Raw genomic sequence first — 20,683 nt, forward strand, 5'->3', positions numbered from 1 at the left:
AGGCTCGCTCCCACAGGGTTTTGCGCTTATGGGGTAATGCGCCAAATCCCGAACGGCTGATACGCCGGGTCGATCCGCATGAATTGGTACTTGCCGTGCCAGGTCCAGCGATGGCCGTTCATCAGGTCCTCACCGTGGGTGCTGGCGTCATCGGGCAGACCCAATTCCCACAGCGGCAATTCGAAATTCGCTTCCTGCGGGTTATGCGGGTCCAGGCTGATCGCCACCAGAATGAAGTTGCTGCCATCGGTACTGCGCTTGCCGAAGTACAGGATGTTGTCATTCCAGGCGTTGTAGATTTTCAGCCCCAGGTGCGTGTGCAGGGCCGGGTTCTGCCGGCGGATGCGGTTGAGCTGGGCGATCTCGGCAATGATGTTGCCCGGCGTGGTGAAGTCCCGCGGGCGGATCTCGTACTTCTCCGAATTGAGGTACTCCTCCTTGCCCGGCACCGGTGCCGACTCGCACAGCTCGAAGCCCGAATACATGCCCCACAAGCCGGAGCCCATGGTCGCCAGCGCCGCGCGAATGAGAAAGCCGGGGCGACCGGACTCATGCAGGAAGGCCGGGTTGATGTCCGGCGTATTGACGAAGAAGTTGGGTCGGTAGCACTCGCGCCACGGCGATTCGTTGAGCTCGGCGAAATACGTCGCCAACTCGTGCTTGGTGTTGCGCCAGGTGAAGTAGGTGTAGCTCTGGGAGTAACCGACCTTGCCCAGCCGCGCCATCATCGCCGGCGTGGTGAAGGCCTCGGCGAGAAAGATCACGTCGGGGTACAGCGCCCGCACATCGGCGATCAGCCATTGCCAGAACGGCAGCGGTTTGGTGTGCGGGTTGTCGACGCGAAACAGCTTCACACCCTCCAGCACCCAACCAACGACGATGTCACGCAATTCGACCCACAGGCTGGGTATCGCCTCGACCGCATAGAAGTCGACATTGACGATGTCCTGGTATTTCTTCGGCGGGTTTTCCGCGTATTTGATCGTGCCGTCCGGACGCCAGTTGAACCAGCCCGGATGCTGCTGCAACCAGGGGTGGTCCTGGGAGCACTGAATGGCAAAATCAAGAGCAATTTCCAGGCCGTGATCCGCTGCCGCCGCCACCAGTCGACGAAAGTCTTCGCGGCTACCCAGCTCCGAATGAATCGCCTCGTGCCCGCCTTCGGCGCTGCCGATGGCATAGGGGCTGCCGGGATCGTCCGGCCCCGCCGTCAGGGAGTTGTTCGGGCCCTTGCGATAGCTGCGGCCAATGGGGTGGATCGGCGGAAAGTACAGGACGTCGAAGCCCATGTCCTGAATCATCGCCAGGCGCGAATGCACATCATTGAACGTGCCGTGCCGTGCAGGATCGTCGGTGATCGATCGCGGAAACAACTCATACCAGCTGGCGAACTGCGCGAGTTTACGCTCGACATCCACCGGGTATTCGGGACTCAGGCTCAGGTAAGCATGATGGTCGGCCTGGGCCATCAGTTCGGCGCTGCGTTGGTGCAAAAACAGGGCGACCTGCTCGGTTTCCAGCAGGCTGGACAGTTCGTGGTGCAGCGCGGCCAGTTGTTCGCTCAACTGCCCTTCCGCCCTTTCGGCGGCTTGTTGAACCTGAAGGCGACCTTCCTGCAGCTCCAGGCTGACGGGCACGCCGGCCAGGTGCTTCTTTTCCAGCTCGTATTGAAAGCTGGCGAACAGGTCGATCCAGGCTTCGAGGCAGAACACATAGCGGCCCTGCTGCTCGACGCGGAACGCACCTTGCCAGCCGTTATTGCCCAGATCGGCCATGACTTCGCTGTGCCAGACCTCCTCGCCCTCGGGACGCCAGCGCACGCGAACCGCGAGTTTGTCGTGACCGTCGGCAAACACCTTGCTGGTCACCACCACATCCTGGCCCACCACGGCCTTGACCGCGAACTGCCCGCCTTCAAGGGTCGGCATCGTGTTTTCGATCACGATGCGCGGCAGCAGCAACGCCTGCGACAGCGGAATGTGCGGGTTGTAGCTCAACTCAGTCGGTTTTTCAGCCGTCATCGAGCATCTCTCCTTCACGCCCCAAGGACGCTCTTGTGTCTGATAGTCATCCACATCGGTAGATCCCTCGCCGAATGAACTCACTTAGGTTCCGAGCGACACCCGCCGGCAAAAGTTCATCGCCAATTGACCGGAATCAAATCCTTTGCAAAGGGGTCAACCAACTTAAGCACGACTCACGCCATGTGCCACTGGAGACTTGAACAATGACCAATCCATTCCCGGCCGAAACACCCGACCCGAACATCGACAGCCCCGTAATCCCGCCGACCGACCCGCAACCGGTGCCCGAACAGGATCCACCCGGCACCCAGCCACCACCAAGGGAAGAACCACCGACGACCATGCCGCCGGTCATCGTAAATCCCTGACCCTGCCCCCCCTGCATTCCCATGGAAAGCTCCTGTGGGAGCATGGCTTGCCCGCGATGGACGTCAACGATAACGCGCCCAGTCTGAATGGCCGCGTTGCCCGAAGTTTTTCGCTGGCAAGCCAGCTCCTACGAGGGGTCGTGGTCTTTTTCGAGCATTTTTACGATTTTTGGCATGACGCTGAAAATCGCCAACGCCAGAAACGTACTGAACACCGCCGTCGCCTCCCTGCCCAACCCGGCGGATACGCCGATGGCGGCGGTCATCCACAGGCCGGCGGCGGTGGTCAGGCCTTTGACGTGGCCTTCGTCGCCCTCGTGGTTTTTCAGAATGGTGCCGGCTCCCAGAAAACCGATCCCGGCGATCACGCCCTGCACCACCCGGCTCATGGCATCGGCCTGGGAACCGGACATTTGCGGTACCAGCACAAACAGCGCCGCGCCCAGCGCGACCAGCATGTGGGTACGAACCCCTGCGGCCTTGCCCTGGTGTTCGCGTTCGAAACCGAGAATGCCGCCCAGCACCGCCGCCATCAGCAGGCGCACGGTGATGCGGGTCAGTTGCGAGGCATCGCCGATGTCGGCGAATTCCGCTTGCAGGGTTTCCCAGACTTCATGCCACCAGGCGTTCATGGTGCTGTCCTTGTGAAGGGCCATGGAGGATGGACCCCGCCGACCATTAATCGGTTGCACAGAACGATAGCCAGTGCTGCTCCCCTAATGTTTAACCCGTCGCAAAAAAGGCTCACGTCATGCCCGTACGCATCGAGAACCAGACATGCTTCTTTATCACCGCAAATGGCGAGGAAATTCGCCTGTGCCCCGATGTGACCATCATCACTGACGAGACCAAGGCCATGTCAGCGGTGGACCTCAATGGCCAGCGCATCTACATCACCGAAGCAGAAGCCGACGCATTGACCGTAGCAGGCGCGGTAGACGGTCGCCGGCACTTGAAGGCCTCGAGCAGTGATTCGGTGATTTGACTGATCCGGATCAACAACGCCCGCAAGCGCCTGAGATAGGCATTTGCGTCCCGCCGCGACAGGTGCTTCAACTTGTCGCATGCCGGGCCGCAACAGCCATCTGATCCGGTTTTTATTGCAATACCTGAGTCTGTTATGCAATCAGATCGGCGCTCATAGTGCTCATGCCTGATGGAGGCTGATGAGCGAAAGACCATGAGCGAGAGAATCCCCGTCCGAACCGTAGAAACCTTTGAACCTTCACGCCCGAAGAAGATGAAGGTCAAAACCAGCGACAACCTGATCCATACCCGCAGCTTTACCGGCCTGTTTCGTACCCTGCGCATCAGCGGCGCCGGCTTCCTGTTCCTGTTGTTCTTCGGCACCGTGTGGTTGAACTGGGGCGGCCGCCAGGCGGTGCTCTGGGACCTCTCCGAAAGCAAATTCCACATCTTTGGCGCGACCTTCTGGCCACAGGATTTCATCCTGCTCTCGGCATTGCTGATCATCGCCGCGTTCGGTCTGTTCGCGATCACTGTGTTCGCGGGACGCGTGTGGTGCGGCTACACCTGCCCGCAGAGTTCCTGGACCTGGATCTTCATGTGGTGCGAGAAAATCACTGAAGGCGAACGCAATCAGCGCATCAAGTTGCAAGCCGCCCCCTGGGGCCTGAACAAGCTGATGCGCCGCTCGGCCAAGCACACCTTGTGGCTGGCGATCAGCCTGCTGACCGGCCTGACCTTCGTCGGTTACTTCACACCGATCCGCCCGCTGGCCGAAGAACTGCTGACCTTGCAGATGAGTGGCATCAGTCTGTTCTGGGTGCTGTTTTTCACCGGTGCCACCTACATCAATGCCGGCTGGCTGCGCGAAGCGGTGTGCATGCACATGTGCCCCTATGCGCGGTTCCAGAGCGTGATGTTCGATAAAGACACCCTCACCATTTCCTACGATGTAGCCCGGGGCGAAAACCGTGGCCCGCGCAAGCGCGAAGTCAAACCGGCCGAAGCCGGACTGGGCGATTGCATCGACTGCCAGCTGTGCGTGCAGGTCTGCCCCACCGGCATCGACATCCGCGACGGCCTGCAGATGGAATGCATCGGTTGTGCGGCATGTATCGACGCCTGTGATTCGATCATGGACAAGATGGGCTACGAGCGCGGGCTGATCAGCTACACCTCGGAGCACCAGTTGCAGGGCGGCAAGACGCGCCTGTTGCGGCCACGCCTGATCGGCTACACCGCCGTGCTGCTAGTAATGATCGCCGCGCTGGTGGTTGCGCTGATGCAGCGGCCGATGGTGTCGCTGGACGTGAGCAAGGACCGTGGCCTGTTCCGCGAGAACAGCCAGGGGCAGATCGAAAACATCTACAGCTTGAAGGTCATCAACAAAACCCAGCAACGCCAGGACTACCGCCTGACCCTGGTCGACGGCGACGGCTTCCAGTTGCAAGGCAGGACCGAGTTGAGCCTGGCGCCGGGCGAGATTGTCGACGTGCCGGTGTCAGTGGCGATGACCACGGATCGGCCGGCCAGTAGCTCGCAGGGCATCAGTTTCAAGATCGTCGACAGCGATGAGCCGGGCGTTTTCAGCGTCGCGAAGAGCCGGTTTGTTGCGCCGATGAATCGTTGATCCCTTAGACTGCGGTGCTGCCATTCGCGAGCAGGCTCGCTCCCACAGGAAATGCGCTGCCCTTGTGGGAGCGAGCCTGCTCGCGAATGAAGGCAACTCGGTCTTCCAGAATGAAATCAATCCGGACCAAAGATGAAACGCTACGAAAAATTCGCCGACGACATCGCTGAACTGATCCGCTCCGGCGTCCTCGGCCCCGGCCAGCGCGTGCCGTCGGTGCGCTACGCCAGCCAGACCTACGGGGTCAGCCCGTCCACGGTGTTCCAGGCCTATTACCTGCTCGAGCGCCGTGGCCTGATCCGCGCCCGCCCGCGCTCCGGTTACTTCGTCAACGCCCATGCGCCACGGCCGTTTTCCGAGCCGGTGATCAGCAGCCAGGTCAATGAATCGACCGAGGTTGACGTCAGCGAACTGGTGTTCTCGGTTCTCGACTCGATCAAGGACCCGAACACCGTGCCCTTCGGCTCGGCGTTCCCCAGCCCTACCCTGTTTCCGCTGCAACGGCTGTCGCGCTCGCTGGCCAGCGCCAGCCGCGAAATGGACCCGCGCATGGTGGTCACCGACATGTCGCCGGGCAACCCGCAACTGCGCCGGCAAATTGCCCTGCGCTACATGGTCGGCGGGCTCATGCTGCCAATGGAAGAACTGCTCATCACCAATGGCGCCCTGGAAGCGCTGAACCTGTGTTTGCAAGCCGTGACCCAACCCGGCGACCTGGTGGCCATCGAAGCCCCGGCGTTCTATGCCTGCCTGCAAATTCTGGAGCGGCTGAAGCTCAAGGCCGTGGAAATCCCGGTGCACCCGCGTGACGGCATCGACCTCGGCGTCCTGGCTCAAACCCTTGAACGCCATCCGATCAAGGCCTGCTGGTGCATGACCAGTTTCCAGAACCCCATGGGCGCGACCATGCCCGAGGCCAAGAAGCAGGAGCTTGTCGAGCTGTTGCGCCGTCATCAGGTGCCGCTGATCGAGGACGATGTCTACGCCGAACTCTATTACGGCCAACAGGCGCCGAAGCCGGCCAAGGCATTCGATACCGAAGGGCTGGTGATGCACTGCGGCTCTTTCGCCAAGAGCCTGGCCCCTGGCTACCGCGTCGGCTGGGTTGCCGCCGGGCGCTATGCGCAGAAAATCGAACGTTTGAAGCTTATGACGTCGCTGTGCGCGTCCATGCCGGCCCAGGCCGCCATCGCCGATTACCTGCAACACGGCGGCTATGATCGGCACCTGCGCAAGCTGCGCTATGCCCTGGAAGAACAGCAAAGTGCCATGCTGTCGGCCATCGCCCGTTATTTCCCGGCGGACACCCGCGTCAGCCAACCGGCCGGCGGTTACTTCCTGTGGCTGGAGCTCCCGGCGCAGATGGATTCGTTGAAGTTGTTCCAGATGGCACTGGCGCAAGGCATCAGCATCGCACCCGGGCCGATTTTCTCGCCGACCCGACGCTTCAGGAATTGCATCCGGTTGAATTACGGCAGCCCATGGGACGAAGCGGCGGAAAAGGCAATGGAGACGTTGGGGCGGATTGTGCGGTCGTTCTGAGGGTTCTTTGTCGCTTGATAGATCGCTATCGCGAGCAGGCTCGCTCCCACAGGGGCAAGCGGTCAACTGTGGGAGCGAGCCTGCTCGCGAATAGGCCAGATGCAGCCATGCAAACCTGGAGTCCTACCGCCCGCCCCCGAGATCAACAAAAGTCCCGGTCGCATAGGACGCCTTGTCCGACAACAACCACACAATCGCCTCGGCCACTTCATCCGGTCGCCCGCCACGGGCCATGGGGATTGCCGATTCCAGCTTGCTGACCCGATCCGGATCGCCGCTCAGCGCATGGAAGTCGGTGTAGATGTAACCCGGACGCACCGCATTGACACGAATCCCCTCGCCCGCCACTTCCTTGGACAAGCCAATGGTGAAGGTGTCGAGCGCGCCCTTGGAGGCGGCGTAGTCGACATACTCATTGGGCGAACCCAGGCGCGCGGCGACCGAGGAAACGTTGACGATGCTGCCACCCTGCCCGCCGTGCTTGGGCGACATGCGCAGGATCGCGTGCTTGGCGCAGAGTACCGGCGCCAGCACGTTGGTCTTGAGGATTTTCAGAATGCGGAATTCGGACATTTCGTCGACCCGGGACTTGTGCCCCACGGTGCCGGCGTTGTTCACCAGCGCCGTGACCCGGCCCAGTTCGGTGTCCACCCGGTTGAACAGCGCGATCACCTCGTCTTCGATGCTGACATCGGCGCGCACCGCAATGGCTTGCGCACCCAGGGCACGGACTTGCTCCAGCACCCGTTGCGCCGCCTCTTCATCAGACTGGTAGTTGATGCAGATCCGATAACCAAGTTCTGCGGCCAACAGGGCTGTGGCGGCACCGATGCCGCGACTGCCGCCGGTGATGACGATGACTTTTTCCATGCAGGCTTTCCCCGTTTCAAGCGTAAGCGGTCGGGGGGAAGAATAACCGGGCTTTTTGGTTTTTGCATGATGCCGTGATCGGCCCCTGTAGCTAAGGCAATTACCTGTGGCGAGGGAGCTTGCTCCCGTTCGGCTGCGCAGCAGGCGTCAGTTCAACTCAGTGAACAACTGCAGGAGGGCCGCCTCACGGCCCAACGGGAGCAAGCTCCCTCGCCACCGATCAGGCGAGCGCCAACTGCTCCGAACGGTGAATTTCCACCATGAAACGGTCAGCCGGCAAGGGATGCCCGAGCAGGTAGCCCTGCAACGAGTTGCAACCGAGCTGGGTCAGGAAGTCCTGCTGGACATCGGTTTCCACACCTTCAGCGACGATCCGCAGGCCCAGCGCCTGGCCCAGGGCAACAATGGCGGAAACGATGGCGGCATCATCGCTGTCACGTTCCAGGTCACGCACGAAGCCACGGTCGATTTTCAGTTCGTTGGCCGGCAGGCGCTTGAGGTACATCAGGCTCGAATAGCCGGTACCGAAGTCATCGATGGACAGGTCGACGCCCATTTCCGACAGTTCCTGCAGGACCGTCATACTGGCATCGGCATCGCTCATGGCGGTGGTCTCGGTGATTTCCAGGGTCAGGCTGTTGGCCGGCAGCTTGTGCGTGGCCAGCGCCTTGGCGACGCTCTGCACCAGACCGACATGGCAGAACTGCAACGCCGAAAGGTTCACCGCGATCCGCCAGTCGGTGTAGCCCAACACGTACCATTCACGCATCTGCCGGCAGGCTTCGTTGAGCACCCAGTCGCCGATCGGAATGATCAGCCCGGACTTCTCCGCCAGCTCAATGAACTTGTCCGGCAGCAGCATGCCCTGGGTCGGGTGCTCCCAGCGCAACAAGGCTTCGGCGCCGACGGGTTGACCGTTGTTGGCGTCGAACTTGGGCTGGTAATACAGGCTGAACTGCTGTTGTTCAACGGCGTTGCGCAGGTCTTGCAGCAATTGCAGCTGCTTGCGTGCGTTACCGTTCATCGAGGCATCGAAGAAGCTGTAGCCGTTCTTGCCTCCGCCTTTGGCGTGATACATCGCGGCGTCGGCGTTCATCAGCAGTTCATGGGCGGTCTGGCCGTTTCCAGGGTAGAGCGCAATGCCGACACTGGCGGAGATTTGCAAATCGTGTTCGGCGACGCGGAACGAACGCGCAATCAACCCGACCTGCCGCGCCGCCAGGTTCATCGCGTCATTCTGCTCGCTCAGTTGCACCAGCAGCACGAACTCATCGCCGCCGATACGCGCCAGGGTGTCCTGGCTGCGCAGTTCCTCGCGCAGACGCAGGCTGACTTCACGCAACAGCTGATCGCCCATGTGGTGCCCGAACGCATCATTGACCGGCTTGAAGCCATCCAGATCGATGAACATCAACGCAAAACAACCACCCTCGGCGTCCACTCTGGACATCGCCTGATCGATGCGGTCGGCCAGCAGCACGCGATTGGGCAGGCCGGTCAGCGTGTCGTGCAAGGCCAGTTGGGTCAATTCGCGGTTAGCCTCGGTCAGTGACAAGGCCAGGCTGGCGGTGCGGGCTTCGAGCCGCGCATCGAGGATCGAGGTCAGCAAGGCGATGCTCAGCACGGCCAGGGTGGTGATCAACACCAGGTTGTCCAGGCCGTTGCCGTTCAGACCGTTGCTGGCCGCGCCACAAAAACTGCCATCGGGAAAGCGTGCCGCCGCCATGCCGGTGTAGTGCATGCCGACGATGGCAATGCCCATGATCACCGCCGCACCGCCGCGGATCAGCCGTACATGGGGCGTGTGCTGACGCAGATGGAACGCGATCCATAGCGCCGCCCCGGAGGCGCCGACCGCAATGAGCAACGAAGCGCTGAAGAGCGTGGGGTCGTAATCGATACCGGGTTGCATGCGCATGGCTGCCATGCCGGTGTAATGCATGGCGCTGATTCCCGCGCCCATGGCCAGTGCCCCGAACGCCAGCTGCAAGGCCGGCAATTGCGGCTGGCTGACCAGCCACAGGGCGAAGCCGCAGGACAGGATACCGATCAACAGCGACAGCAACGTAAGGGAGACGTCGTAGCCAAGGTCGATCGGCAGTTTGAACGCGAGCATGCCGATAAAATGCATCGACCATACGCCGACGCCCATGGCGAAAGCACCGCCCGCCGTCCATAGATGCACGGCACGCCCCTTGGCGGTGGCAATGCGCCCGGTCAGGTCGAGCGCAGTGTATGAAGCGAGTATCGCTACACACAGCGAGATAATTACCAGCGTGGGGGAATAACTACCGATGAGCATAAGACGTCTCGCCACCGCCCCCCGTACTGCTTTCTTTCTCGGTGGGGCAAATCGGGCGATTGTACTGATTCCGCCATTGAACGCACTGAAAAAGTAATCATTTAGCCATCAGGCCGATGAAACGCTTGTTTGATTGACCGTAGACGCTCTATCGCGGCACCTAACTCCTGTGGGAGCAAAGCTTGCTCGCGATGACGGACTGACATTCAACATTGATGCTGACTGTTATACCGCTATCGCGAGCAAGCTTTGCTCCTACGGGGTCGGGGTCAGTCGCTTTCGTGTTCGAGGTGCCCATCCCACCCGCCACCCAGCGCCGCAATCAACTGCACGCTGGCGATCAAACGGCTCTGCAACAGATCCAGCGCACTGCGCTCGTTGTTCAATGCCGCCGCTTGAACCACCACCACATCCAGATAGGCAATCACCCCGGCCTTGTACTGGTTCTGGGTCAGGCGCAACGATTCACGGGCCGCATCCAGCGCCTGTTGCCTCACGACGGCTTCGTTCTCCAGCACCTTGAGCTGCACCAGAAAGTTTTCCACTTCACGGAAACCGTCGAGCACGGTCTGGCGGTATTTGGCGACGGTTTCGTCATAGGCCGCTTCGCTGCGATCAACCTCCGCCGAGCGCTGCCCGCCGTCGAACACGGTCATGGCCAGTTGCGGGCCCACCGACCAGAAGCGGTTGGGCAAGCTGAACAGGTCCTTCGACGTACTGCTGCTGTAACCGCCGTTCAGACTCAGGGTCAGGTCCGGATAATAGGCGGCCTTGGCCACGCCGATGTTGGCATTGGCGGCGATCACCGAACGCTCCGCCGAGGCAATGTCCGGTCGCCGTTCCAGCAGTTGCGAAGGCAGGCTCAGCGGCACCTCCGGCAGGGGCGGAATTTCGTCGGTTTCAGCCAGCTTGAACTCGGCCGGCGCCAGACCGATCAGCACGGCGATGGCGTTTTCGAACTGGGCCCGTTGCCAGATCAGATCGACCAGGTCCGCCTCGGTGCTCTTGAGCTGAGTCTGCGCCTGAGCCACGGCATCCTTGCCGGAAACGCCGGCGCGGTACTGGTTTTCGGTCATTTTCAGCGAACGCTGGTAGGCCTCGACAGTCGCTTCCAGCAACCGCTTCTGCTCATCGATGACCCGCAATTGCAGGTAGTTCTGCACCAGTTCCGACTGCTGGCTCAGACGTATCGCCGCCAGATCGGCGTAGCTGGCCTCGGCATTGGCCGTGTCGGCTTCGAGGCCACGGCGCAATTTGCCCCAGACATCAGCCTCCCAACTCACGCCGGCCTGCGCCGTGTAGGTGTTGCGGATGCCGCTCGAAGAACTGCTCAGGCTTGAACTGCTGCTGCCGGTGCCCTTGCCGGAACGGGTTTTCCCGGCGGTCAGGTCCACCGTCGGGAAAAACGCGCCCCGGGCACTTTTGACCAGGGCCTGGGCCTGGCGGTATTGCGCCTCGGTCTGGGCAACCGTCTGGTTAGCGCTATTGAGCTTTTCGATCAGGCCATTGAGTTGCCGGTCGCCATACAGCTCCCACCAGGCACCGCGGGCCAGGGAATCGCTCGGATTGGCCTGGCGCCAGCCGGCCGCTTCCTTGTACTGCGCCGGCTCCGCGGTTTGCGGACGCTGATAATCCGGGCCGATGGCGCAGGCACTGAGCATCGCCGCGCACAGCGACAGGCTCAGCAACCGCGAGCCTCGGGCCTTAATCAACGATGCGGCCAGCGGTGTAGCCAGGTTGAACAGCGAACGGTCAGTCATAGCGGAGTTTCCAGAGCAGCATCGGTACGCACCCCACGCCAGTGGTTGAAGCGATGGCGCAGTTTGTCGAGATAGAGGTAAACCACCGGGGTGGTGTAGAGGGTCAGCACCTGGCTGAAGATCAGCCCGCCAATGATGGTCAGGCCCAGCGGCTGGCGCATTTCCGCCCCTTCGGCGCGGCTCAGCAGCAGCGGCAAGGCACCGAGGATCGCCGCCAGGGTGGTCATCAGGATCGGCCGCAACCGTTGCAGGCAGGCGTTGCGGATAGATTCCAGCGGTGCCATGCCTTGCTGGCGCTCAAGCTGCAAGGCCAGGTCGATCATCAGGATGGCGTTCTTCTTCACCACGCCGATCAGCAGGAACAGCCCGAGCAACGAAATCAGGCTGAACTCGCCACCCAGGGCATAAATCGACAGCAACGCGCCGACCCCCGCCGACGGCAAGGTCGAGAGAATGGTCAGCGGATGAATGTAGCTTTCATACAGCACACCGAGCACCAGATAGACCGCCACCAATGCCCCCAGGATCATCCATGGCTGGCTTTTCTGGGTCGCGGCGAAGGCATCGGCGGTGCCGGCCATTTTCACGATGACGTCTTCCGGCATCCCGAGTCTGGCAATCGCCCGCTCGATGGCCGCCGTGCCCTGCTCCACCGTGACGCCTTCGGCCATGTCGAAGGAGATACTTTCGGAGGCGAACTGGCCTTCGTGGCTGACCCGGTCGTCTTCCAGGCTGTTTTCGTAATGAGCGATGGTCGACAGTGGAATCCGTGCACCTGCGGCAGTAATCACCTGAACCTGCTTGAGGGTGATCGGGTCCTGAGCGTATTTCGGATTGACCTCCATCACCACCTGATACTGGTTGAGGCTGTCGTAAATGGTCGAAATCTGCCGCTGGCTGTAAGCATTGTTCAGCACCGCCGTGACCATGCTCATGTCCACCCCCAGGCGCTTGGCCTGGTCACGATCGACAATCAACGTGACTTGTTGGGCGCCGCGGCCTTCACGGGCATCAATGGCCGTCAACTCCGGCAAGGCCTTCAGTGCAGCGACGACTTTCGGATACCACTCTCGCAGCTCGCCAAGATCGGCGCTTTGCAGGATGTAGGAATACTGCGACGTGGTCTGTTCGCGACCACCACCGAATTGCAGGTCCTGATCCGCCATCAGCATCAGCTGCGCGCCCGCGACCTTGGGCATTTCCTTGCGCAGGCGTTCGATGACCTTTTGCGCGGAAATATTGCGTTCCTTGATCGGCTTGAGACGCACCAGCATGAAAGCGTTATTGGTGCCGTTGGTGCCACCGATGAAGCCGGCAACGCTTTCCACGGCGTCATCCTTGAGCACGGCACGGCGAAAGGTTTCCATTTTCGGTTGCATCACGCTGAACGACAGGCCGTCGTCGCCGCGCACGAAGCCGATCAGTTGCCCGGTATCCTGCTGAGGTAAAAATGTCTTAGGAACAACGACATACAGCGCAATGTTGACGCCGACAGTCACGATCAGGCTCAGCAAGGTCAGTCGTCGATGGCGCAGCACCCAGTCGAGGCTGGTCGCATATTTTCCGACCATCCACTCGTTGGCGCGCTGACTCCAGCGTTGCAGGCGGTTTTCCTGGCCTGGCGTATGCGGCTTGAGCCAGCGGGCGCAGAGCATCGGGGTCAGTGTCAGCGAGACCACCAGCGACACCACAATGGCCGCCGCCAGGGTGATGGAAAACTCGCGGAACAGGCTCTCGATGATCCCGCCCATAAACAGGATCGACAGGAACACCGCCACCAGCGACACGTTCATCGACAGCAAGGTGAAACCCACCTCCTGGGCACCGAGATAGGCCGCCTTCATCGGCTTGATACCTTCGTCGATGTGCCGCGAGATGTTCTCCAGCACCACGATGGCGTCATCCACCACCAGCCCGGTGGCGAGGATCAACGCCATCAGCGACAGGTTGTTCAGCGAAAAACCGTAGAGGTACATCACCGCAAAGGTGCCCACCAGCGACACGGGCACCGCCAGGGTCGGGATCAACGAGGCGCGGAAATTACCGAGGAACAGGAACACCACCAGGATCACCAGGGCCACGGCGATCAACAAGGTCATTTCCGCTTCGTGCAACGTCGCCTTGATCACCGGCGAACGGTCCATGGCCAAGTTCAGTTTGACGCTGGCCGGCAGCACCGCCTGCAACGCCGGCAACTGCGCCTTGATCTCGTTGACCGTCTCGATGATGTTGGCGCCCGCCTGCCGGTTGATCACCAGCAGCACCGCCGAATCGTCGTTGAAAAAGCCGCTGTTGTAACGGTCCTCGACGCCATCGCTGACCTTGGCCACGTCCTTCAGGCGCAGGGCTGCGCCATCCGCGTAGTGAATGATCAGCGACTCGTAATCCTTGGCCTTTTCCAGTTGATCGTTGGCTTGCACCTGCCACAGCCGCTGGCCATCTTCCACCGAACCCTTGGGCCGGCGCACGTTGGCATTGGCAATGGTATTGCGCACATCGTCCAGCGCCACGCCGTACTGGTTGAGCGCCTGGGGTTCGAGCTCGATGCGCACTGCCGGCAATGAGCTACCGCCGATCTGCACTTCACCCACGCCCTGCACTTGCGACAGGCTCTGGGACAGGATGGTCGAGGCCAGGTCATAGAGCTGGCCTTTTTCCAGCACATCCGAGGTCAGCGACAGCACCATGATCGGCGCCTGGGACGGGTTGACCTTCTTGTAGGTCGGCATGCTGCGCATCCCGCTGGGCAGCAGGTTGCGCGAGGCATTGATCGCCGCCTGCACTTCCCGCGCCGCGCCATTGATGTCGCGGTCCAGGTCAAACTGCAGAATCACCCGGGTCGAGCCCTGGCTGGAGCGACTGCTCATGGTGTTGACCCCGGCGATGGCGCCGAATGAACGCTCCAGCGGTGTCGCCACCGTGGAGGCCATCACTTCGGGACTCGCTCCGGGCAGACTGGCCTGGACCACGATCACCGGGAAGTCCATTTGCGGCAGCGGCGACACCGGCAGCAGGCCGAAGCTCACGCCACCGAGCAGCATGATCGCCAGGCTCAGTAGCATGGTTGCCACCGGTCGTTTGATGAAAGGACCGGAAAGGTTCATCGCCCCTCCCTCCCTGCACCAATCCCTGTAGGAGCGAGCCTGCTCGCGATGAGGCCTGCACATCCGACATGGATGGAGGCTGATCCACCGCAATCGCGAGCAGGCTCGCTCCCACAGTGTCTACGGTTCAACACTTTCACACCGCCACCTCTTCGGCTTTGGACTTGCCGAAACGGCGACCGAGACGGTCGAAGTACAGGTAAATCACCGGGGTGGTGAACAACGTCAGGATCTGGCTGACCAGCAAGCCGCCGACCATCACCAGACCCAGCGGCTGGCGCAGTTCCGCCCCGGAACCAGTGGCGAGCATCAGCGGCACCGCACCAAACAACGCAGCCAGGGTGGTCATCAGGATCGGTCGGAAGCGCAGCAAAGCGGCCTGATAAATCGCCGTTTGCGGGTCCATGCCCTGATTGCGCTCAGCGTCGAGGGCGAAGTCGATCATCATGATCGCGTTCTTCTTCACGATGCCGATCAGCAGGATGATGCCGATGATGGCAATCATCCCCAGGTCATTGCCGCTGAGAATCAGTGCCAGCAAGGCGCCGACCGCCGCCGAGGGCAAGGTGGATAGAATGGTGATCGGGTGAATGTAGCTCTCGTACAGCACGCCCAGCACGATGTACATGGTCACCACCGCCGCCAGAATCAGCAGCAAGGTGCTCGACAGCGAGGCCTGGAAGGCCTGCGCCGCCCCCTGGAACTGGGTCTGCACGCCAATCGGCATGCCGATGTCCTTCTGCACCTGTTCGATGATCTGCACCGCATGCCCCAGCGCCACGCCGGGCGCCAGGTTGAACGACATCATCACCGCCGGGAACTGGCCGATATGGGTGATCGCCAGTTGCGCCTGGCGTTCTTCGATATGCGCCAGGCTGGACAGGCGCACCTGACCGCCATCGGTGGTCTTGACGTGTATCTGGTCCAGCGCCTGCGGGCCGATCTTCTCGCCGGACTGTGATTGCAGCACCACGCGGTACTGGCTGGCCTGGGTGTAGATGGTGGAGATCTGCCGCTGGCCAAAGGCGTCATACAGCGCATCGGTGATGTTCGACACCGACACCCCGACCCGGGATGCGGCATCGCGGTCGATCACCAGATAGACCTGCAAGCCCTTGTCCTGCAAGTCGCTGGCAACGTCGGTCAGTTCCGGGCGGTCCGCCAGGGCTTCGACCAGACGCCCGCTCCACAGGCTCAACAGCTCCGAATCCGGCGACGACATGCTGAACTGGTACTGCGTGCGGCTGACCCGGTCTTCGATGGTCAGGTCCTGTACCGGCTGCATGAACAGGCGGATGCCCACCAGCTTGTCCAGTTCCGGTTGCAGGCGGGCAATCACTTGCGTTGCGCTCAGGTCGCGGTCGTGGTGCGACTTGAGGTTGATCAGCAACCGACCGCTGTTGAGGGTCGAGTTGTCGCCATCCACGCCAATGTAGGAGGACAGGCTTTCGACGGCGGGGTCGGCCAGAATCACCTTGGCGAGTTCTTGCTGGCGCTCGCTCATGGCGGCGAAGGAAATCGACTGCGGGGCCTCGGAAATGCCCTGGATAACGCCGGTGTCCTGCACCGGGAAGAAGCCCTTGGGCACCACCATGTACAGGAATACCGTCAGCGCCAAAGTGCCAATGGCCACCATCAAGGTCAGCGGCTGGTGCTTGAGTACCCACTGCAACTTGCGCCCGTAGGCGGCGATCATCCAGTCAATGGCCGCGCCGCTGGCGCGGTAGAAACGTCCCTGTTCGCCTTCCTTCGGTTCGCGCTTGAGCAGCCGCGCGCACATCATCGGCGTCAGGGTCAGGGACACCACCAGGGAAATCAGGATCGCCACTGCCAGGGTGATGGCAAATTCGCGGAACAACCGCCCGACCACATCCGCCATGAACAGCAGCGGGATCAGCACCGCAATCAATGACAACGTCAGTGAGATCAGGGTGAACCCGATCTGCTTGGCGCCTTTGAGCGCTGCGTTCAGCGGGCTGTCGCCCTCTTCAATAAACCGGGAAATGTTCTCCAGCATCACGATGGCATCGTCCACCACGAAACCGGTGGCGATGGTCAGGGCCATCAGGGTCAGGTTGTTGACCGAGAAACCGGCGAGGTACATCACGCCGAAGGTACCGATCAGTGACAACGGCACGGCCACCGACGGAATGATCGTGGCACTGGCCCGACGCAGGAACAGGAACGTCACCATCACCACCAGGGCGATGGCGATCAGCAATTCATGCTGCACGTCCTTGACCGAGGCGCGGATGGTCTGGGTGCGGTCAGTCAGTACGACGACGTCGAGACCGGCCGGCAGGTTGTCGGTGATACTCGGCAGCAAGGCCTTGATCCGGTCCACCACTTCGATGACGTTGGCACCCGGTTGACGCTGGATGTTCAGCAGCACCGCCTGGTTTTCATTGGCCCAGGCCGCCAGTCGCTCGTTTTCGGCGCCATCGACGATCTCGGCCACATCCTTGAGCCGCAGCGGTGCGCCATTGGCGTAGGCCAGGATCAGGTTGGCGTAGTCCGCGGGTGAAGTCAGTTGATCGTTTGCGTCGAGCATCGACACCCGGGTCGGGCCATCGAAGTTGCCCTTGGGCTGGTTGACGTTGGAAGCACCGATCAGGGTCCGCACGTCCGACAGGTTCAGGCCGTTGGCCGCCAGAGCCTCAGGGTTGACCTTGATCCGCACCGCTTGACGCTGGCCGCCGGCAATGCTGACCATGCCGACGCCGCTGATCTGGGCGATTTTCTGCGCCATGCGCGTATCGACCAGATCGTTGAGCTTGGGCAGCAACATGGTCTTGGAAGTAATGGCCAGCGTCAGCACCGGCGTATCGGCCGGGTTGACCTTGTTGTACACCGGTGGCGCCGGCAGGTCCTTGGGCAACAGGTTGGTGGCGGCGTTGATCGCGGCCTGCACCTGCTGCTCGGCAACATCCATGTTGATGTCGAGGCTGAAACGCAGGGTCAGCACCGAGGCGCCGCCGGAACTGGTCGAAGCCATCTGGGTCAGGCCGGGCATCTGCCCGAACTGCCGCTCGAGCGGCGCGGTTACGGCGCTGGTCATCACATCCGGGCTGGCGCCGGGATAGAGGGTCATGACCCGAATGGTCGGGTAATCGACCTGAGGCAATGCCGACACCGGCAGCAATCGATAGGCGATGACGCCGGCCAGAATAATGGCCAGCATGCTCAAGGTGGTCGCTACCGGGCGAAGGATGAACAGCCGCGAGAGATTCATGCGCCGCCCTTTTTCGCCTTGTCGGCAGGCGCCGGCTCAGTGGAATTGGCCGCCGATTTGCCTTGCAGATGCCCGGCGGGGTTTGTCGGCACGTCCTGAGGGTTGTTGACCACCTCCACGTCGCTACCGTCCTTCAGGCGGTCAGTGCCTTCCAGCACCACGCGATCACCGGCAGCAAGGCCTTCAGTGACCACCGTGTTGGTACCATCGCTGGCGCCGATTTTCAGCTGGCGAATCTTGACCTTCTTGTCGCCGTCCAGGGCATAGACGAACGTGCCGTTGGTACCGAACTGGATCGCGGCGGACGGTGCGAGGACCACGTCCTTGAGAGTGTCGGCCAGCAGGCGCACGTTGACGAACTGGTTGGGGAACAGCGACTGGTCACGGTTGTCGTAACGTGCCTTGAACTTCAGGGTGCCGGTGGTGACGTCGATCTGGTTGTCCAGGCTCTGCAGTACGCCGGTGGCTTGCAGCTTGGTGTCACCGCGGTCCCAGGCCTCGGCAGGCAATCTGGCACCACTGCGATAACGCGCGAGCACCGTGTCGAGGCTGCTTTCCGGCAAGGTGAAGGCCACGCTGATCGGCTGGGTCTGGGTGATGATCGCCAGCGCCGTGGTGTCGTTGGCCGCGACCAGGTTGCCGACGTCGAGCTGGCGCAGGCCAACGCGTCCGGCGATTGGCGCACGGATCTTGGTGAATTCGAGATTGAGCTTGGCGTCATTGACCGCCGCCTGATTGGTCTTGACCGTGCCCTGGAATTGGCCGACCAGCGCGATGGCGGTGTCCAGGGTCTGTTTGGCGATGCTGTCTTCCTTGTAGAGCCCGGTATATCGCTCCACATCCACCTGGGCGTTTTTCAACTGCGCCTGATTCTGCAGCAAGGTGCCTTCGGCCTGGAGCAAGGCGTTCTGGTAAGGGCGCGGGTCGATTTCAGCCAGCAGGTCGCCAGCCTTGACCATCTGCCCTTCTTCGAAATAGATCTTCACCAGCTCACCGCCGACACGGCTGCGCACATTGATGGTATTCAACGCTGTGACCGTGCCCAATGCCTTGTAATACAGCGGGAAATCACCCTTGACCGCCGGCGCTACCCGTACCGGAACCGGCCCCGTTGCACCGCCGAACCCCGGACGCATCGCGCCTGACCTGCCAGTGTGCCCGGCCACGGCTTTCGGCTGCGCGCCTTCTTTCGGCGCAGCACCACCGGGCCAGAACTTCCAGCACAGGGCAGCGATGACCAACAGGACAAGCAGGCCAAACAGCCAGCGACGGGGACTACGGGAAGCGGAGGATTGCATTGAGTGATCAACCATTGGGCGCGAGGGCTTCTTTTACATAAGACAGAACGATAAGCACTGGCGGGGTTTAAGCAAAGCGCCTTTACCGGCAATTTACCTTTGGCTTACGTAACAGGAGATTTATCCAAGATACTGAAACACAAATGAAAACGGCCTGGACAGGGCCAGGCCGTTAACAATTGTAAAACCTTACTTATTTCAAGACAGCGAGTGCTGCTTCGTAGTTCGGTTCCTGACCGATTTCACTGACCAGTTCGCTGTGCAGCACCTTGTCGTTCTCGTCCAGAACGACCACGGCACGGGCGGTCAGGCCTTTGAGCGGGCCGTCGGCGATGGCCACGCCGTAGTTCTGGATGAACTCGGCACCGCGCAGGGTCGACAGGTTCTGGACGTTTTCCAGGCCTTCGGCACCGCAGAAGCGAGCCTGGGCGAACGGCAGGTCAGCGGAGATGCACAGCACCACGGTGTTGGCGACGTCATTGGCCTGGGCGTTGAACTTGCGCACCGAAGTGGCGCAGGTCGGGGTGTCGATGCTTGGGAAGATGTTCAGCACTTTGCGCTTGCCGGCGAAGTCCTTCAGGGTAACGTCGGACAGATTGCCGGCAACCAGGGAAAAGGCTGGCGCCTTGGAACCGGCTTGAGGCAACTGGCCGTTGACTTGAACCGGGTTGCCTTTAAGAGTCACTTGAGCCATGAACGGAGTCCTTCTGAACGTTGTTGTGGAGAATCTTGAAGAGGCCGAAGTTAACCACGAAATTGACCGGCGACCTACTGCGAATACAAAACTTGCAAGCCCCCCGATCCCCTGTGGGAGCGAGCCTGCTCGCGAAAGCGGTGTGCCAGGCAAGTCATCGGTGAATGTCGAACCGCATTCGCGAGCAGGCTCGCTCCCACAGGGTCTGGTTCAAGCCAACAACCGCAACATATTGAGATGCCGCGCCGCGAAAATCCGTCGCATATAGCCGTTCACCAGCACCGCCTCGCTCAATGCACCGCCAATCGCCGAATACGTCACCCGATCGGTATACAGCGTACCCCCCTCTCCCACCGCCACCCGGTGTTCATGACGAAAGGCACGCATCGGCCCCTTGAGCATTTCATCCACGAAATGAACATCGCCGACCTCGCGGATCACCACCGTCCAATTCGAAGGAATGAAGTTGAACATCCAGTGCCGAAAGCGGAACTGCCGCCCTGCTTCGATGCGCAGATCATTCAGGTCGACATCGCCCAGCGGTGTGATGCGTTCGGGGAAGATCTTCGGGAAGTTCGCGCCTTCCAGACAGAAGTCGAGGACTTCCGTGGGCGTGCGATGGGGGATAAGCGTGGTGAGTTCCAGAACGGGCATGAATGATGGCATTCCATTGGCCAGGGGGCTCACAGACTACCACCCGATGCAGGAGCTGGCTTGTCGGGCCGCCGTATCGCAGCGAAGACGGTGTGTCAGTCGGACCGCGTTGCTGCGTTCGCCAGCCAGCCGGCTCCTACAGAAAGCATCACGTAATTTGTTACGACTTTCTGTAACAGCATTGTCGATTCAGCTGTTGATCATTCGACTATAAGTGAGTCATTCAAATCCAATGGAGA

General features: G+C 61.2%; 14 protein-coding genes. 4 read left to right on the forward strand and 10 right to left on the reverse strand.

Annotated features, from left to right (window positions below):
• Positions 1–26: 26 nt before the first annotated feature.
• Positions 27–2,021, reverse strand: coding sequence for an alpha-1,4-glucan--maltose-1-phosphate maltosyltransferase (locus LAB08_RS15560; protein ID WP_096511155.1), 1,995 nt, complete (start codon positions 2,019–2,021; stop codon positions 27–29).
• Positions 2,022–2,227: 206 nt separating this feature from the next.
• Between LAB08_RS15560 and LAB08_RS15565 the strand changes: the two genes are divergently transcribed.
• Positions 2,228–2,392: a hypothetical protein gene (locus LAB08_RS15565; protein WP_172901600.1), complete on the forward strand. Its 165-nt coding sequence runs from the start codon at positions 2,228–2,230 to the stop codon at positions 2,390–2,392.
• A 128-nt stretch (positions 2,393–2,520) separates the two neighbouring features.
• Here LAB08_RS15565 and LAB08_RS15570 read toward each other — a convergent pair whose 3' ends face one another.
• Complete coding sequence (locus LAB08_RS15570; RefSeq protein ID WP_096511153.1) at positions 2,521–3,024, reverse strand: MgtC/SapB family protein; 504 nt, start codon at positions 3,022–3,024, stop codon at positions 2,521–2,523.
• A gap of 119 nt (positions 3,025–3,143) precedes the next feature.
• Between LAB08_RS15570 and LAB08_RS15575 the strand changes: the two genes are divergently transcribed.
• The 3 genes from LAB08_RS15575 (at position 3,144) to mapR (ending at position 6,530) form a co-directional block, all read left to right on the forward strand.
• Complete coding sequence (locus tag LAB08_RS15575; RefSeq protein WP_096511151.1) at positions 3,144–3,377, forward strand: DUF3203 family protein; 234 nt, start codon at positions 3,144–3,146, stop codon at positions 3,375–3,377.
• A gap of 195 nt (positions 3,378–3,572) precedes the next feature.
• On the forward strand, positions 3,573–4,988 hold the full coding sequence (ccoG, locus tag LAB08_RS15580) for a cytochrome c oxidase accessory protein CcoG (protein WP_096511149.1): 1,416 nt from the start codon (positions 3,573–3,575) through the stop codon (positions 4,986–4,988).
• A gap of 132 nt (positions 4,989–5,120) precedes the next feature.
• A complete protein-coding gene (gene mapR / locus LAB08_RS15585) occupies positions 5,121–6,530 on the forward strand; it encodes a GntR family transcriptional regulator MpaR (RefSeq protein ID WP_096511147.1) in 1,410 nt (469 codons plus the stop codon).
• 123 nt (positions 6,531–6,653) lie between these two features.
• On the opposite strand, the gene LAB08_RS15590 is transcribed toward mapR, so the two are convergent.
• From LAB08_RS15590 to LAB08_RS15625, 8 genes are all read right to left on the reverse strand, one after another.
• Positions 6,654–7,400, reverse strand: coding sequence for an SDR family oxidoreductase (locus LAB08_RS15590; RefSeq protein ID WP_096511145.1), 747 nt, complete (start codon positions 7,398–7,400; stop codon positions 6,654–6,656).
• Between the two features lie 220 nt (positions 7,401–7,620).
• A complete protein-coding gene (locus LAB08_RS15595; RefSeq protein ID WP_096511143.1) occupies positions 7,621–9,702 on the reverse strand; it encodes a putative bifunctional diguanylate cyclase/phosphodiesterase in 2,082 nt (693 codons plus the stop codon).
• Positions 9,703–9,971: 269 nt separating this feature from the next.
• On the reverse strand, positions 9,972–11,462 hold the full coding sequence (locus LAB08_RS15600; RefSeq protein ID WP_096511141.1) for an efflux transporter outer membrane subunit: 1,491 nt from the start codon (positions 11,460–11,462) through the stop codon (positions 9,972–9,974).
• On the reverse strand, positions 11,459–14,566 hold the full coding sequence (locus LAB08_RS15605; RefSeq protein WP_096511139.1) for an efflux RND transporter permease subunit: 3,108 nt from the start codon (positions 14,564–14,566) through the stop codon (positions 11,459–11,461). Before LAB08_RS15605 ends, LAB08_RS15600 begins: the two co-directional genes overlap by 4 nt.
• 136 nt (positions 14,567–14,702) lie before the next feature.
• Entirely contained in the window at positions 14,703–17,798 is a 3,096-nt protein-coding gene (locus tag LAB08_RS15610) for an MdtB/MuxB family multidrug efflux RND transporter permease subunit (protein ID WP_096511137.1), read from the reverse strand.
• Positions 17,795–19,111 carry an MdtA/MuxA family multidrug efflux RND transporter periplasmic adaptor subunit gene (locus LAB08_RS15615; protein ID WP_096511136.1) on the reverse strand — a complete coding sequence of 439 codons (1,317 nt, stop codon included), beginning with the start codon at positions 19,109–19,111 and terminating at the stop codon, positions 17,795–17,797. Before LAB08_RS15615 ends, LAB08_RS15610 begins: the two co-directional genes overlap by 4 nt.
• A 178-nt stretch (positions 19,112–19,289) precedes the next feature.
• On the reverse strand, positions 19,290–19,790 hold the full coding sequence (gene tpx / locus LAB08_RS15620; protein WP_096511134.1) for a thiol peroxidase: 501 nt from the start codon (positions 19,788–19,790) through the stop codon (positions 19,290–19,292).
• 210 nt (positions 19,791–20,000) lie between these two features.
• The gene (locus LAB08_RS15625) at positions 20,001–20,444 is read right to left on the reverse strand and encodes an SRPBCC family protein (RefSeq protein ID WP_096511132.1); all 444 of its coding nucleotides are present in this window, start codon (positions 20,442–20,444) and stop codon (positions 20,001–20,003) included.
• Between the last annotated feature and the right edge of the window lie 239 nt (positions 20,445–20,683).

The sequence above is a fragment of the Pseudomonas izuensis genome (genome assembly GCF_002356535.2).
Lineage (GTDB): Bacteria > Pseudomonadota > Gammaproteobacteria > Pseudomonadales > Pseudomonadaceae > Aquipseudomonas > Aquipseudomonas izuensis.